Consider the following 13,042-nt stretch of genomic DNA (forward strand, 5'->3'; position numbering starts at 1 on the left):
GCCGTATGACCCCCGACCGGAGTGTGACGCCCGACCGCGCAACCCCCTCCCGTCGTGCCCTCCTGGCCGCCGCGGCCCTGCTTCCGCTCGCCGCCTGCGGCACGGACGATCGCCCCGCCGATCACGCGAGGCGGCGAAGCCCAACGCCCACCGGTTCGCCGTCCGGCAGGCCCACCGTGCACCGCCCCCGGCTGGCGGACCTGGAGCGCGAGTACGGTGCACGCGTCGGGGTCTACGCCCTCGCGACCGGTACCGGGGCCACGGTCGTGCACCGGGCCGGTGAACGCTTCGCGTTCTGCTCCACCTTCAAGGCGCTGGCCGCGGCGGCGGTCCTGCACCACCGCTCCGCGGGCGGGCTGGACCGCCGTGTCACCTACACCGAGGCCGACCTGCGCTCCACCGCGCCCGTCACCGGCAAGCACGTCGCGACCGGGATGACCCTGCGTGAACTCTGCGACGCCGCCGTCCGCTTCAGCGACGGCACGGCGGGCAACCTCCTGATGCGCGACATCGGCGGCCCCGCCGGACTCACCGCCTACCTGCGCGGGCTCGGCGACACCACGAGCCGGATGGACCACTACGAGCCCGAACTGCACGACGTTCCGCCGGACGACCCCGCCGACACCACCACCCCGCAGGCCATCGCCACCGACTTCCGCGACCTGCTCCTGGGCACCGCCCTGCCTGTCCGCGAACGCCGGCTCCTCATGGGCTGGCTCTCGCGCAACGCCACCGCCGTCGGGGCCCGCCGCATCCGGGCCGGGCTGCCCGGGGACTGGAAGGTGGCCGACAAGACCGGCACCGGCGACTACGGCCGGGCCAACGACATCGCGGTCGTCCACCCGCCCCGCACCGGGCCGCTCGTCCTGGCCGTCATGACCGACCGGCCGGGCCGTGACGCCGAGCCCTCCGACGCCCTGATCGCCGAGGCGACGCGGCGGACCGTCGCCGCCCTGAAGCTCCCGGGGCTCCCCGGGCACCCGTCGCCGTCTATAACGGGGCCATGATCTATCACGTCGTACCGCGCGCCGTCTGGACCACCGCCACCGGCCCCGCCTACGCGCCCGACTCCCTCGCCGGGGAGGGCTTCGTGCACTGCTCCCCGGACGAGGCGACCACGCTGGCCGTCGTCAACGCCTTCTACCGGGACGCGCCCGGGCCCCTGCTGGTGCTCGCCCTCGACGAGGCGCGGCTCACCGCCCGGGTGGAGTGGGAGGCGGCGGCTCCCGCCCCGCCGCCCGGGGTATCCGGGGACACCCTGTTCCCGCACGTGTTCGGCCCCCTCGACCGGGACGCCGTCGACCACGTTCTGGAAGTGCGGTTCGACGAGGAGGGCCGGGCCTCGGAGTTGCGTACGGCAGGATGACCGGATGATCGAACAGAATTCCGCACCGGCCGCCCCCGAGCCCGTCCTGCGCCCCATCCGGGGAACGTCCCGATGCGCCATCGCGGCCCTCGCCCTGGCCGCGGTCGCCTGGGCGGCCCGGGCGGTCTGGCACCTCCGGCTCTCCGCCGCGGGGGAGCCGGCGTCCGGCCCGCCCGACCAGGGCGGCGGCGTGCACCGTCCGCTGAACGCGCTGGAGGACTCCTACCACCTGGTCTCCTCCGTGGGCAGCGCCGTCACGTTCGTCTGCGTGCTCGCGTTCCTGTTCTGGCTGGATCAGGTGCGGGACAACGCCAAGGCCCTGTCGGGCACGGCCCCGCGCTACGGCTACCCCTGGCTCTGGCTGGGCTGGATCGTGCCCGTCATGAACCTGTGGATACCCCGGGGCGTCGTCGCGGACGTCCACCGCTCGGTCTTCCCCGAGCGGCGGCTGCCCGCCGTCGTGAACTGGTGGTGGGGCCTGTGGCTGGCCGGTCTGGCCGGCGGCGTGGGGATCATCTACGCCGACGACACGGACGAGGTCATCGCCCGTGCCTACAGCGAGGTCCTGCCGCTGCTCGCCGCCGACCTGGTGATCGTGGCCGCGGCCGTGGCCGCCGCCCTCATGGTGCACACGCTCACGACGGCCCAGCAGCGGCGCATGGACGAACCGGCCCCGGCGGCACAGGGCTCGGCTCCGGCCGCCTAGGAGAGGGCCGGGCGCGGTTCCCGGCGCGGCCGGTACACCGACGCGACGAACGAGGCGGTCACCCGCACCGACGCCGCCATCTCCGCCACCCGGCCGCGCAGTTCCGCCGCGTCGACGTGACGCGCGGCCGGACTCATGGCCACCAGGGTGGCGACCTCCCCGGCCGTGAGGCTCATGGCGTACTCCAGCGGCTCGGCGCGCTCGCGCCGGAAGTGCGCCCCCAGGGTCCGGCGCAGGCGGTCCTCCTTCAGCGGGTCGACGGCCGGCAGCCCCGTGGACGCGCGCAGCTCGCGCAGATGCCGGGCGGTGGGGGTGACGACGAGCAGCGCGCCGTCCGGGCCGAGGACACGGTGGAACTCGGGCCCGTTGCGGGGCGCGAAGACGTTGAGGACGAGGTCGGCGCAGCCGGTGCGCACGGGCCAGGGCTGCCACACGTCCCAGCCGGCGGCCTCCGCCCGGGTATGGGCGCGGGCCGTCGCGCGCAGGGCGGGCACGGAGCTGTCCAGTCCCAGCCCCAGGGCCTCGGGGAGGGCGTCCAGAACGGCCGCGAGGTAGTGGCCGGTGCCCGCCCCGGCGTCCAGGACGGTGGCGTCCGGCGGGGCCAGTTCCGTGGCGAGTTCCGCGAGCACGCGGGCGAGCGGGTCGTAGTGCCCGGCACCGAGGAACGCGGCGCGGCTGCGGACCATGTCGGGGGAGTCGGCGCTCGGTGCCCGCCGGTGGCCGGTCAGGAGGCTGACGTAGCCGTGGCGGGCGATGTCGAAGGTGTGCCGGCCGGCGCACCGCAGGGCGCCGTCGGTGCGACGCAGGGCGGCCGGGCACAGGGGGCAGGTCAGGACGGACAGAAGTCGGTCGGAAGGCAAGGGTGCTCCTCGGAACGCGGGGCACCGCGGCGGCGCGGGGCACCGCGTGCGGGCGGCGGACGGTGAGGCGACGGCGCCCGCCGGCCGGCTCGCCGTGAACCGGCGGCCGGGGGGCGGGTACGCCGAGGACGGCGACGTGAGCGATTCACGTCGCCGTCCTCACCGCGGCGTCAGAGGAAGCAGTGAGGCAGGGCGTTGCATGCCAGTGCCATACGGCCAGGCTACCGGCTGCCGCCGAAGGTCACGACGAGCCGCCCGTCCGAGGCGAACGACCAGCGCAGGGCACCGGCGTAGGAGGAGCAGCGGGAGCCGTTCGAGCCGGACCAGAACTGGTTGGAGCTGTCGGAGGTGCCGATGATCCGGTCGTTCGACCCGCTGTCGCAGGACGTGTTCGAGCGGAACACCGACGTACTGCCGGAGTCGAAGTTGAAGTTGCGCTGCTCGTTGCCGACGCTGACGTTGTCCGAGATCTGCATCGGGCCGGTGTTGCTGTTGTAGGTGAAGCCGTGCTTGCCGTTGCCGTAGGCGATGCTGCGCCGGACGACGTGGCCGACGCCGATGTCCTCACCGCCGAGCTTGTAGCCGTTGCGGTCGCCGTTGCTGGCCTGGGAGCCGTCGCTGAGGGTGCCGTTGCCGAAGGCGAGGGAGTCCTCGATGGTCACCGCGCCGATGGGGCCGGTGTCGGGCTTGGTGTAGAGGTCGTAGCCGTCGTCGATGTTGTGGTGGGACACGGTGTAGCGGAAGACGTTGCCGGGGCCGACGGTGAGCTTCGGTGCAAAACCGTCCGCGTCCTCGCCGTCGGAGTCGGCGTTGTCGTGCGACTCCGTGCTGACGATGAGGTTGCGGGACGGCCACTGGTCCTTGGGTGTGCTGGACAGCGCCCGCGACAGTTGCAGGCCCGAGTCGCGGTTGAAGCGGGTCACCGTGCGTTCGACGACGTTGTCGCTGCCGCTGAGGAAGATGCCGTTGTCACCGGCCCGTTCGACGACGAGGCCCTTGACGTGCCAGTGGTTCGCGTTGAGGGCGAGGCCGCGGTTGGCCGGGTCCTCGCTCTGGGCGGAGAAGTCGAGCACGGGTGTCTCGCCCGGGTAGGCGAAGAGTTCCGTGCGGTCGCCGGAGGTGCCGTTGCGGCCCGCCGGGACGGTGACGGTCTGGGAGTAGCGGTAGGTCCCGCCGCGCAGGTAGATGGTGCCGCCGGCCGTGACGCGGCTGATCGCGGAGGTGAGTGTCGTCGGGCTCGACTCCGTGCCGGCCGCGCTGTCGGTGCCGTTCGGCGACACGTACAGGACCGGTCCGGTGGGTTGCGGTTCGCTGCCGCCCGTCTCGACCTCGACATAGTCGACGTTGGGCAGGCCGGCGGAGGTGGTCGGGCTCAGCCGGACGGTGTTGGCGCCCGCCCGCACCGGGACGGTGAGTGTCTTGGTCGCCCAGGTGCTCCACGCGCCGGTGCCCTCGAAGGACGCCGTGCCGGTCGTCGTGCCGTTGACCACGAGGCCGGCGGCGCGCGCGGAGGTCGTGCCGTTGGCGAAGCGGACCTTCAGGGTCGCCGTGCCGGCGGCGGGGGAGTTCACGGTGAACTGGGCGTATCCGCCGGTGCCGTTGTCGCCGTTGCAGAAGCCGCTGCCGGAGAATCCGGCCCAGTCCGAGTCGATGGTGCCGGTGCAGACCGCGGGCGAGACCTCGGCCTCGTAGCGGGTGGTCGCCGCCTGGGCGGTGGGGCCGGACAGGGCGACGAGGCTGCCGGCCAGGAGGCCGACGGACGCGATCACTGGTCTCAGGTGCATCGTTCGTCTCCAAAGGGTGGTGACGGTGACGTGTGCGGAACCCGGCCGGGGTAAGCGCTTTCTGTGATGTCCTGAGGGGAACGTAGAAGCTTGCTGTGAACGCGTCAATAGCTCTGTACGTGATTGTCATTCAGCACCGTGAACGACCTCGGGTGTTGTGCGGCACCCGCCCACCCTGCCACCGCCCCCCGGTACTTCGGCGGCTATCGTCCGCTCGTGAGCGAACTGTCGGCTGTGTGCCTGCCGGAACCGACCGCCGGACGGCTGCTGGGATCGTGGCAGTGGGACGTCCCCGCCCTGCTGCTCGTCGCCGTGCTGGGCGGGCTCTACGGCTGGGGTGCGGTCCGGGTGCGCCGACGCGGCGGGTCCTGGCCGCCGGCCCGCCTCGCCGCCTTCGCGCTGCTCGGTCTCGGCGCGATCGTCGTGACCACGATGTCCGGCCTGGCCGTCTACGACCGTGAACTGTTCTGGCCGGCCGCCGTGCAGAACGTCGGGCTCGACCTGCTCGCGCCGCTGGGCCTCGCCCTGGGCGACCCGCTGCGGCTCGCGGTGGAGGCACTGCCGGAGGGCGGCGCGGCCCGGGTGCGGCGGGCGCTGACCGGCCGGATCGTCAGACTGCTGACGTTCCCCCTGGTCAGCACGGTCCTGGTGCTGGCCACCGAACTGACCGTCTACTTCACGCCGTACTTCGACACCGCGCTGCGCGTGGGCTGGCTGCACGAGCTGATGTACCTCCATCTGCTCGCGGCCGGCTGCCTGTTCGTGCTGCCGGTGCTCACCCGCGAGCAGGCCCTGCCCGCCTGGTGCACCCACCCGGTCCGGGCGGCCCTGGTCTTCCTGGACGGGATCGTCGACGCGCTCCCGGGGCTGGTGGTCATGACGCACGGCACCTTGATCGCGGGCGCCTGGTACCTGCACCACGCGCCGCCCGGCTCCGACGTCCACCACGACCAGCAGCTCGGCGGCGGCGCCATGCTGGGCATCGCCGAACTGGTCGCGATTCCCTTCCTGCTGACGGTCCTCGCGCGGTGGGCGCGGGCCGAGCGCGACGGGACGGCCGCGATGGACCGGCGTCTCGACGCCGAACTCGCCGCCGCCGCGGTCGCCTCCGCGGTCGCCGCCCCGGTCGACGCCGCGAACGGGACCGCGAACGGGGCCGCCGAACTGGTCCGGCCCTGGTGGGAGACCGAGGAGGGCGAGGTGGCGGAGCGGGTGCGGAGGCAGGGGCCGGGCGACTGACGCGGGGCCATGCGGAGCCGGGCAGCGGTGTCCGTCCGCCGCCTCTTCCGGTGTCGGTCGGTGGTTGCTGTCCGCCGCCTCTTCCGGAGTCGGGTCGGTGGTTGTTGTCCGCCGCCTCTTCCGGAGTCGGGTCGGTGGTTGCTGTCCGCCGCGCCTTCCGGAGTCGGGTCGGTGGTTGCTGTCCGCCGCCTCTTCCGGAGTCGGGTCGGTGGTTGCTGTCCGCCGCCTCTTCCGGAGTCGGGTCGGTGGTTGTTGTCCGCCGCGCCTTCCGGAGTCGGGTCGGTGGTTGTTGTCCGCCGCGCCTTCCGGAGCCGGGTCGGTGGCTGCCGTCCGCCACCCCTTCCGGCGTCGGCCAGCGGCTGCCCTCCGCCCCCCCTCCAGCGCCGGGTCAGTGGCTGCCGTCCGTCGCCCTCCGGTCCGTGCTCGGGCGGGCCTTGGAGGGGACGGGCTGCACCGACGTGGGTGTGGCCGACGGAGCGCGGGACACGGCCGCCGGGCCGGTCGCCTCGTCGGTGACGGGGGTGCCCGGGCCGGACGTGCGGGGGGTGTCGGTGCCCGGCCCGGGCGTGCCCGGGACCGACGGGCGGGACTCGGACGGGGACGGCTCGGGGGTGGGGGACGCGGAGGGCGTGGGCGGCGCCGTCCCGGAGGCGGGCGGGGCCATCGGGATCGTCGGAGTCGTGGGGCGCTCGGGCGCCGTGTGACGCAGGGGGACGGCGATGAGGACGGCCGCCGCGCAGCACAGGCCCGCCCCGGCCGCGGTGCGCAGCAGGCGGCGGCGGGTCGCCCGGCGGCGGATCGTCTCGTACTGGCCGGGGGGTGCGCCCAGGTAGTCGGGCGAGGAGGGGCGCAGGATCACGGCGAGCGGGTCGTCGGGGCCGGACTGCGGGCCGTCGTCGTCAAGGCGTGTGGTCAAGGCTTCTCCTCAGGTGGACGCGGAGCAGTTCCCGGGCCGCGTGCAGGTCGGCCTTGACGGTTCCTTCCTTGCGCCCGGTCAGCGCGGACACCTCCCGGATCGGCATGTCAGCGTAGTAGTGGAGGAGGATCGGGACGCGCAGTCGCTCCGGCAGCGACTGCACGAGCAGCCGCACCGACGGGTCGGCCTGTTCGGGGTGGGGGCGTACGGCGGCCTCCGAGGTGACGCGGTGCATGGCCCGGCGCTCGCGCTCCAGCTTGCGCCAGTGGTCCCGGACCAGATTGGCCGCGGTGACGTAGAGGAACCCGCGCGGTTCCTCCACGGACGTCCAGCGGGCCCAGAGCCGGGTGAACGCCTCCGAGGCGATCTCGTGGGCCGTCCCGTCGTCGTCGACGAGCCGGCGGCACCAGCCGGCGAGGCGCGGGTAGAGGGCGGCGAACAGCTCGGACGCCGCCTTCTCACGGGACCGTTTCAACGCTCTCCAGAGGTGGGGGACTTCGTACCGCTCAGGGCCGCGAACACGATCACGTTGTCCGCGTAGCCGTCGCCGGTCCGTGCTCCGCCGCACGTGATCAGCCGCAGCTCCGGGCGGTCCACGTTCCCGTAGACGTCGTCGGCCGGGAAGTCGGTTTTCGGGACGGTCCGCACCGCCGTGACGGCGAACTCCGCCGCGGTGCCGTTCTCCAGGCGCGCCACGATCCGGTCGCCCCGGTGCAGCCCGGCGAGCCGGCGGAAGACGCCGTCGCCGTACGGGCCGACCGTGACATGGCCGAGGATCACCGACGGGCCCCTCGCACCGGGCGTCGGCGAGTGCCGGTACCAGCCCGCCCGGTCGTGGGCCGTGACCGGCGGCACCTGCACCGTGCCGTCGGCCGCCAGGCCCAGCCGGATGACCGGGGTGTCGACGCCGATGGCCGGGATCAGCAGCCGGACCGGGACCGAACGGCCCAGGGGGCGGGCCCTCTTGGCCGGAACCGGCCGAGCGGTGGCCGTCGGCCGGGGCGCGCCGCTCCCGTGGCTGGTGCACGCCGTCAGCAGGGACGCCAGCGCCCCGGCCGTGAACGCGCGCCTGGAGAACGGGCTCATGCCCCGGTCGCCCGGCGGCGGCGCACGACGAAGACCGTGCCGCCGCCCAGGGCCAGCACCGCGGCGGCGCCCGCGCCGATCGCCGTACCGCCGGTCCCGGAGGCGTCGGCCTCCGTCACACCGGTGTCGGGCGCGCCGCTCGGCCGCACGGAGACCTGGCCGTCGGCCGGTGCCCGGGTCGGCTCCGCGGTGGGCGTCTTGCCGGCCGGCTCGGGGGTCCGGGTCGGCTCCGCGCTCTCCGCAGGCCGGGTGGAGGGCGCGGCGTCCGAGGGGACCGGGCTCGGGGTCGCCGGCCCGTCCGCGAACGCGGGTCCGGTGCCCATCAGGACGGCGGTGCCCGCCAGGGCCAGGACGCTCAGGACAGTTCGGCGCATGGAATCGCACTCCTTCGTCGGTCCGCCCGACGGTCGGCGGGCGGGGTGACAGTTCGTGCGGAGAGACGAGGCGGCACCGGGGCGGGTTGTAAAGAGATGGCAAAGTCACCGGAGCCGGGCCGGCGAAGCCGATCCCCAGCTCCCTGCAGGCCGGCAGCACGTCGGCCTCCACGTCCCGCGACCACACCGCTGCTCCGACGTCCGGTCTTCGCCGACCCCGCCCAGCCCGACGGCTTCGACACCACCTGGCCTCCCGAGTGGCTGGAGCTGTTCCGTGACGTCGTACGCCAGCGCGCCCCCGCCCTCGCCGGCATGGCCACGGCGGGCGGCTGGGCCGGGCTCTACGAAGTCACCCCCGACCACAACGCGCTCATCGGCCGCTCCACCGAGGTCGTCAACTTCCTCTACGCCACCGGCTTCTCGGGGCACGGCTTCCTCCAGGCCCCGGCGGTCGGCGAGATCGTCCGCGACCTCTGCCTGGACCGCACGCCCCCGGTCGACGTCGGCCCGCTCGCCGCCGACCGCTTCCGCACCGGCGCCGGGACCCGGCCCGAGTCGCACATCGTGTGAGGCGCGAAATATTCGGCTGCGCACGGGAGTCGGGGCCGTTAGCATCCGACGCGATGACGACTCACTCCCTGAACAGATTGGGGGACCCGTCCGCGCAAGGTGAGTGCTGATGCCCACCGACCTCGCGAACGGGGACTCCCCGCTTTCCTTCTGGCCGCGCGTGCGCGAGTTCGCCGTGCCGCCCTCCATGATCGAGACCGCGACCGCGCGCCGCCGTGCCGGTGACTGGGCGGGTGCCTGCGCCGCCGCGCACATCGACGTCGACCTCCAACCCCGCCTGGTGGCACGGCGATACGGCCGGGACTTCGCCGCCCGGCTGCGGTCCGACCTCCGCCACCTCGCCCCCGACCTGCTGCGCTGGCACATGCCGAGGATCGCTCCCGACGGGCTGCTGCGGCCGGGCCTAACCATCACCCTCGCCCGGTACGGCGCCCCGGGCACCGCAGCGCCGCACCTCGTGGTGCGGACGCCGCCGGCCTGGGCGGACGCCGGGCAGCGGATCAGCCTCGCCCTGTGGGACGCGTCCCGCACGCGGGAGACCTGCCGGGGCCATCCGCACCCCCGCCCCAGCCGACGCTTCCGGTTCGACCTGCACCCCCACCTGTGGGACGCGCGCCGGGCCGGTGAGCTGCGGGCGCGCTCCGGTGACGGCGGCCCGGACCCGGATCACGGCGGGCTGCTGCCGCCCGGGCACCGGTGTGCCGTGGACCGGTGGGCGGCCGAGGCGGAGCTCCTGCTGCGGGCCGAGGGGCGGCCGCGCGGCCGGGTCTGCGTACGGCTCGGGGCCCGGCACCGGATGGTCCTGGACGTGCCCGGCGACGGCCGTGGCGCCGCCCTGTCGTACGCGCCCTCCCGCGGCCCCTCCCTCCCCGTGCTGCCCGACGCGGCGACCTGGGTACTGCCCGACCTGGAGCTGCTCCGGGCCGGGGCGATCGACGCCGGACGCCTGCATCCGCTGGTCGCCTCCGCGTTGGGGGCCGAGCGTCCCGGCACCGCCGGGGCCCCGGAACGGGCGGACGACCCACGCGTCGTGGAGTGCCGGGGCGCCCGGCACCGGATCGGCCTGGTCGACGGCGTCCTGGCCGCCCTCGACCACGATCCGGCCGAGGTCCGCCGGGAGGAACTGCTCGCCGCCTTCGGCGGACCGCCGCTGCCCTGCCTGCGGGCCGTCGACGAGGCACACCGCCGGCCCGACTGCCTCCCCGGCGTCCGCGAACGCCTCCGGCACGGCGACGTCGCCGGTGCGCTCGCCGCCGTGGAGACCCTGCTGGGGCCCGAGGCGGTGCTGCGTGACGGCCCGCTGCGGGACGCGCTGGAGACGGCGGCACGGCGTCGCATCGCCCACGGGCTGTACCGGGCGGGCCTGGAAGGCCCCGCGCCCGGCAGCCTGCGCCCCTGGGACCGCCGCCGCTCCCGCGGCGACGGCCCACACCCACGCCACATGTGACCCGACCCGGCAGGCCTTCTGCCCCCTCCTTCGTCACACCACGGCCCTCTGCCCCCCTCCTCTTCGTCGCACCACGGCCCTCTGCCCTCTTCTTCGTCACACCGAGACGGCTCACCACCGGCACACAGGTGATCACCCATGCGCACACACACCTCGCCCCTGCCCGACACCGCCACCCAGCTCGACGTGGCCGGCGACCTGCTGGCCCTGCTGCGGGACACCACCACCGAACCGCGCCCCGACATCCAACTGGAGGCCCTCACCCTGGCCGTGGCCGCCGACCTGCCCGTGCTGCTGTGGGGCGAGCCCGGCATCGGCAAGACCGCCGCCCTGACCCAGCTCGCCACCGCCCTGGACCTGCCGCTGACCACGGTGATCGCGAGCGTGCACGAGCCGTCCGACTTCTCCGGGCTGCCCGTCGTCGGCGACGACCCCGCCGAGCAGGGCGTTCCGATGGCCCCGCCGGACTGGGCCGTACGCCTGGTGCGCGCCGGGCGGGGACTGCTGTTCCTCGACGAACTGTCCACCGCGCCGCCCGCCGTGCAGGCCGCCCTGCTCCGGCTCGTGCTGGAGCGGCGGATCGGGGCGCTGCGGCTGCCGCCGGGTGTGCGGATCGTGGCCGCCGCCAACCCGCGCTCCTCGGCCGCCGACGGCTGGGAGCTGAGCCCGCCCCTCGCCAACCGCTTCGTCCACCTGCAGTGGACGCACGACACCGACGTCGTCGTGCGCGGCCTCGGCGGGGTCTGGCCCCGGGCGACCCTGCCACGGCTCGACCCGCGGAAACTGGCGGAGGCCGTGGACTTCGCCCGCCGTGCCGTGTGCGGGCTGCTCGGCGCCCGTCCCGCTCTCGCGCACCGGCTGCCCAGCGGCGAGGTGCGCCGGGGCGGGCCCTGGCCGTCCCCGCGCAGCTGGGAGATGACGCTGCACCTGATCGCCTTCGCGACCGCGGCCGGCTCTTCCCGTGACGTCCTCTCCCTACTGGTGCGGGGCACGGTCGGGGACGGGCCCGGTCTCGAACTGCTGGCGAGCCTGGACCGGATGGACCTCCCGGACCCCGAGACACTGCTGGCCGACCCGGCCGGTGCGGTGCTGCCCGAGCGGGGGGACCTGCGGCAGGCAGCGCTGGACGGGGTCGTGGTCGCGGTCCGCGACCGTCCCGAGCGGGCCCGCTGGGACGCGGCCTGGGCGCTCCTGGTCAACGCCCTGGAGACCGGCCCCCCGGACGTGGTGGTCGTCCCCGCGACCACCCTCGCCGCCCTGCGCCGCGACGACTGGGACGTCCCCGCGTCGATCGAGCGCCTGGCAGGAGTGGTGTCGCTGTCCCGGCGCGCGGACCGGACCACGGCGGCGGTCGCCGCGGCGACCGCGGCGAAGGCGGGCCGATGACGACGGACGCCCGCGAGACCAGCGCCGCTCCGGAGGCCACCGCCACCCCGGAGACCACCGCCGCCCCCGGGACCGCCCCCAGACCCCTCGACCGGGACAAGCTCTTCACCGCCCGGCTGCACGCCGCCCGCGTCCGCCCCTACCTCGCGACGGCCCTCTTCGCCCTGCACGTCGTCGAGTCGCGGCGCGTGCCGACGATGGGCGTCGACCGGTACTGGCGCTGCTACGTCTCGCCGGGGTTCGTGGACCGCACGCCCGTCGAGGAACTGGCGGGCGTGTGGGTGCACGAGGTGTCGCACCTGCTGCGCGACCACCACGGACGCAGCGACCGGGTCGCGAAGGAGCGGGGCCTGCACGGCCCGGCGGAGCGCCTGCGGATGAACATCGCCGCCGACTTCGAGATCAACGACGACGTCTACGGCGATGGCCTGGCCCGCCCGGCGGGAGTCGTGGAACCGGGCGATCTCGGTCTGCGCGAGGGCGAGTTGATGGAGGAGTACCTGCGGCAGTTCAGCCTGGGCCCGCGTGCACAGGACCTGGCCTGGCTGGACTGCGGCAGCGGCGCCGACGGCCTGGACCGGGAGTGGGAACTGGGCCCGGACGGCGCGCACGGCCTGAACGAGCGGGAGCGGGACGCGGTCCGCTTCCGGGTCGCGCAGGGCATCACGGGCCGCCCCGGGCACGCCCCGCAGGGCTGGCGGCGCTGGGCCGAGGAGGCCTTCCACCCGCCCCAGCCGTGGCGGCAGCTGCTGGGCGCGGCGGTCCGCTCGGCGGCGTCCGCCCCCGGCGCGGGCGAGGACTACACCTATGGCCGGCCGGCCCGGCGCGCCACCGCGCTGCCCGGCACGGTCCTGCCGAGCCTGCGCCGCCGCCCGCCCCGCGTGTCCGTCGTCATCGACACCTCCGGCTCGGTCAGCGACGCCGAACTGGGCAGTGCGCTCCTGGAGGTCGCCGCGATCGCCCGGGCCGTGGGCGGCCGCCGCGACCTGGTCACCGTCGTCCCCTGCGATGCCTCGGCCGGGGTCGCCCGCCGCCTGTGCCGCGCCGAGGGCATCGCGCTCACGGGCGGCGGCGGCACGGACCTGCGCGCCGGCTTCACCCGCGCCCTGCGCACCCGCCCGGCCCCCGACGTCATCGTCGCCCTCACCGACGGCCAGACCCCCTGGCCGGGCACGAGACCCCCCTGCCGCACGGTGGTGGGCCTGTTCCCCCGCCACTACGAGAACCACGCCTTCGACGAGTCCAACCCGGAGTACGTCCCGGACTCACCCCCGGAGTGGGCGAGGGTGGTGGACATCGGCTGAACGG

The 13,042-nt window shown here is 75.0% G+C and carries 13 protein-coding genes and 1 pseudogene; 8 read left to right on the top strand and 6 right to left on the bottom strand.

Going from position 1 to position 13,042, the window contains the following annotated elements; all coding sequences use genetic code 11:
* Positions 1-5 precede the first annotated feature (5 nt).
* The 3 genes from bla to QOL88_RS20630 are packed head-to-tail and all read left to right on the top strand — an operon-like array spanning position 6 to position 2,072.
* A complete protein-coding gene (gene bla, locus QOL88_RS20620) occupies positions 6-1,007 on the top strand; it encodes a class A beta-lactamase (protein ID WP_179878916.1) in 1,002 nt (333 codons plus the stop codon).
* A complete protein-coding gene (locus tag QOL88_RS20625; protein WP_097218146.1) occupies positions 1,004-1,366 on the top strand; it encodes a DUF952 domain-containing protein in 363 nt (120 codons plus the stop codon). The genes bla and QOL88_RS20625 overlap by 4 nt, the downstream gene beginning before the upstream one ends.
* Positions 1,367-1,370: 4 nt before the next feature.
* Entirely contained in the window at positions 1,371-2,072 is a 702-nt protein-coding gene (locus QOL88_RS20630) for a DUF4328 domain-containing protein (protein ID WP_097218148.1), read from the top strand.
* On the opposite strand, the gene QOL88_RS20635 is transcribed toward QOL88_RS20630, so the two are convergent.
* Together QOL88_RS20635 and QOL88_RS20640 are read right to left on the bottom strand one after the other, a co-directional pair.
* A complete protein-coding gene (locus QOL88_RS20635) occupies positions 2,069-2,932 on the bottom strand; it encodes a putative RNA methyltransferase (protein WP_097218150.1) in 864 nt (287 codons plus the stop codon). The two genes, QOL88_RS20630 and QOL88_RS20635, sit on opposite strands and share 4 nt — an antisense overlap.
* 221 nt (positions 2,933-3,153) lie before the next feature.
* Positions 3,154-4,716: a right-handed parallel beta-helix repeat-containing protein gene (locus tag QOL88_RS20640; RefSeq protein ID WP_097218152.1), complete on the bottom strand. Its 1,563-nt coding sequence runs from the start codon at positions 4,714-4,716 to the stop codon at positions 3,154-3,156.
* Between the two features lie 216 nt (positions 4,717-4,932).
* Here QOL88_RS20640 and QOL88_RS20645 point away from each other — a divergent pair, with 216 nt between their 5' ends.
* Positions 4,933-5,955: a cytochrome c oxidase assembly protein gene (locus QOL88_RS20645; protein ID WP_097218154.1), complete on the top strand. Its 1,023-nt coding sequence runs from the start codon at positions 4,933-4,935 to the stop codon at positions 5,953-5,955.
* 388 nt (positions 5,956-6,343) lie between these two features.
* Here the strand turns inward: QOL88_RS20645 and QOL88_RS20650 are convergent, their stop codons facing one another.
* Genes QOL88_RS20650 through QOL88_RS20665 form a run of 4 tightly spaced genes read right to left on the bottom strand, consistent with a single transcriptional unit; the run spans position 6,344 to position 8,331 of the window.
* Positions 6,344-6,871 carry a hypothetical protein gene (locus tag QOL88_RS20650; RefSeq protein ID WP_097218156.1) on the bottom strand — a complete coding sequence of 176 codons (528 nt, stop codon included), beginning with the start codon at positions 6,869-6,871 and terminating at the stop codon, positions 6,344-6,346.
* On the bottom strand, positions 6,855-7,346 hold the full coding sequence (locus QOL88_RS20655; protein WP_031113208.1) for an RNA polymerase sigma factor: 492 nt from the start codon (positions 7,344-7,346) through the stop codon (positions 6,855-6,857). The genes QOL88_RS20650 and QOL88_RS20655 overlap by 17 nt, the downstream gene beginning before the upstream one ends.
* Positions 7,343-7,957 carry a class F sortase gene (locus QOL88_RS20660; RefSeq protein WP_097218158.1) on the bottom strand — a complete coding sequence of 205 codons (615 nt, stop codon included), beginning with the start codon at positions 7,955-7,957 and terminating at the stop codon, positions 7,343-7,345. Before QOL88_RS20660 ends, QOL88_RS20655 begins: the two co-directional genes overlap by 4 nt.
* Entirely contained in the window at positions 7,954-8,331 is a 378-nt protein-coding gene (locus tag QOL88_RS20665; RefSeq protein ID WP_097218160.1) for a Tat pathway signal sequence domain protein, read from the bottom strand. Before QOL88_RS20665 ends, QOL88_RS20660 begins: the two co-directional genes overlap by 4 nt.
* 210 nt (positions 8,332-8,541) lie before the next feature.
* On the opposite strand from QOL88_RS20665, the pseudogene QOL88_RS20670 reads away from it, so the two are divergent.
* The 4 genes and pseudogenes from QOL88_RS20670 to QOL88_RS20685 all read left to right on the top strand — a co-directional run.
* Positions 8,542-8,901: pseudogene (locus QOL88_RS20670) on the top strand (NAD(P)/FAD-dependent oxidoreductase); the annotation flags it as partial.
* A 109-nt stretch (positions 8,902-9,010) separates the two neighbouring features.
* Entirely contained in the window at positions 9,011-10,348 is a 1,338-nt protein-coding gene (locus QOL88_RS20675; protein ID WP_097218162.1) for a hypothetical protein, read from the top strand.
* A 138-nt stretch (positions 10,349-10,486) separates the two neighbouring features.
* Positions 10,487-11,734, top strand: a complete 1,248-nt coding sequence (locus QOL88_RS20680) for an AAA family ATPase (RefSeq protein ID WP_097218164.1) — start codon at positions 10,487-10,489, stop codon at positions 11,732-11,734.
* A complete protein-coding gene (locus QOL88_RS20685) occupies positions 11,731-13,038 on the top strand; it encodes a vWA domain-containing protein (RefSeq protein ID WP_097218166.1) in 1,308 nt (435 codons plus the stop codon). The genes QOL88_RS20680 and QOL88_RS20685 overlap by 4 nt, the downstream gene beginning before the upstream one ends.
* Positions 13,039-13,042: the final 4 nt, after the last annotated feature.

This window comes from Streptomyces sp. Ag82_O1-12 (assembly GCF_900182715.1).
GTDB lineage: Bacteria > Actinomycetota > Actinomycetes > Streptomycetales > Streptomycetaceae > Streptomyces > Streptomyces massasporeus.

Coding starts and splice junctions, on each gene's coding strand:
- bla (WP_179878916.1), top strand. CDS start 6: ATGACCCCCGACCGGAGTGTGACGCCCGACCGCGCAACCCCCTCCCGT.
- QOL88_RS20640 (WP_097218152.1), bottom strand. CDS start 4,716: ATGCACCTGAGACCAGTGATCGCGTCCGTCGGCCTCCTGGCCGGCAGC.
- QOL88_RS20630 (WP_097218148.1), top strand. CDS start 1,371: ATGATCGAACAGAATTCCGCACCGGCCGCCCCCGAGCCCGTCCTGCGC.
- QOL88_RS20625 (WP_097218146.1), top strand. CDS start 1,004: ATGATCTATCACGTCGTACCGCGCGCCGTCTGGACCACCGCCACCGGC.
- QOL88_RS20660 (WP_097218158.1), bottom strand. CDS start 7,957: ATGAGCCCGTTCTCCAGGCGCGCGTTCACGGCCGGGGCGCTGGCGTCC.
- QOL88_RS20680 (WP_097218164.1), top strand. CDS start 10,487: ATGCGCACACACACCTCGCCCCTGCCCGACACCGCCACCCAGCTCGAC.
- QOL88_RS20675 (WP_097218162.1), top strand. CDS start 9,011: ATGCCCACCGACCTCGCGAACGGGGACTCCCCGCTTTCCTTCTGGCCG.
- QOL88_RS20665 (WP_097218160.1), bottom strand. CDS start 8,331: ATGCGCCGAACTGTCCTGAGCGTCCTGGCCCTGGCGGGCACCGCCGTC.
- QOL88_RS20685 (WP_097218166.1), top strand. CDS start 11,731: ATGACGACGGACGCCCGCGAGACCAGCGCCGCTCCGGAGGCCACCGCC.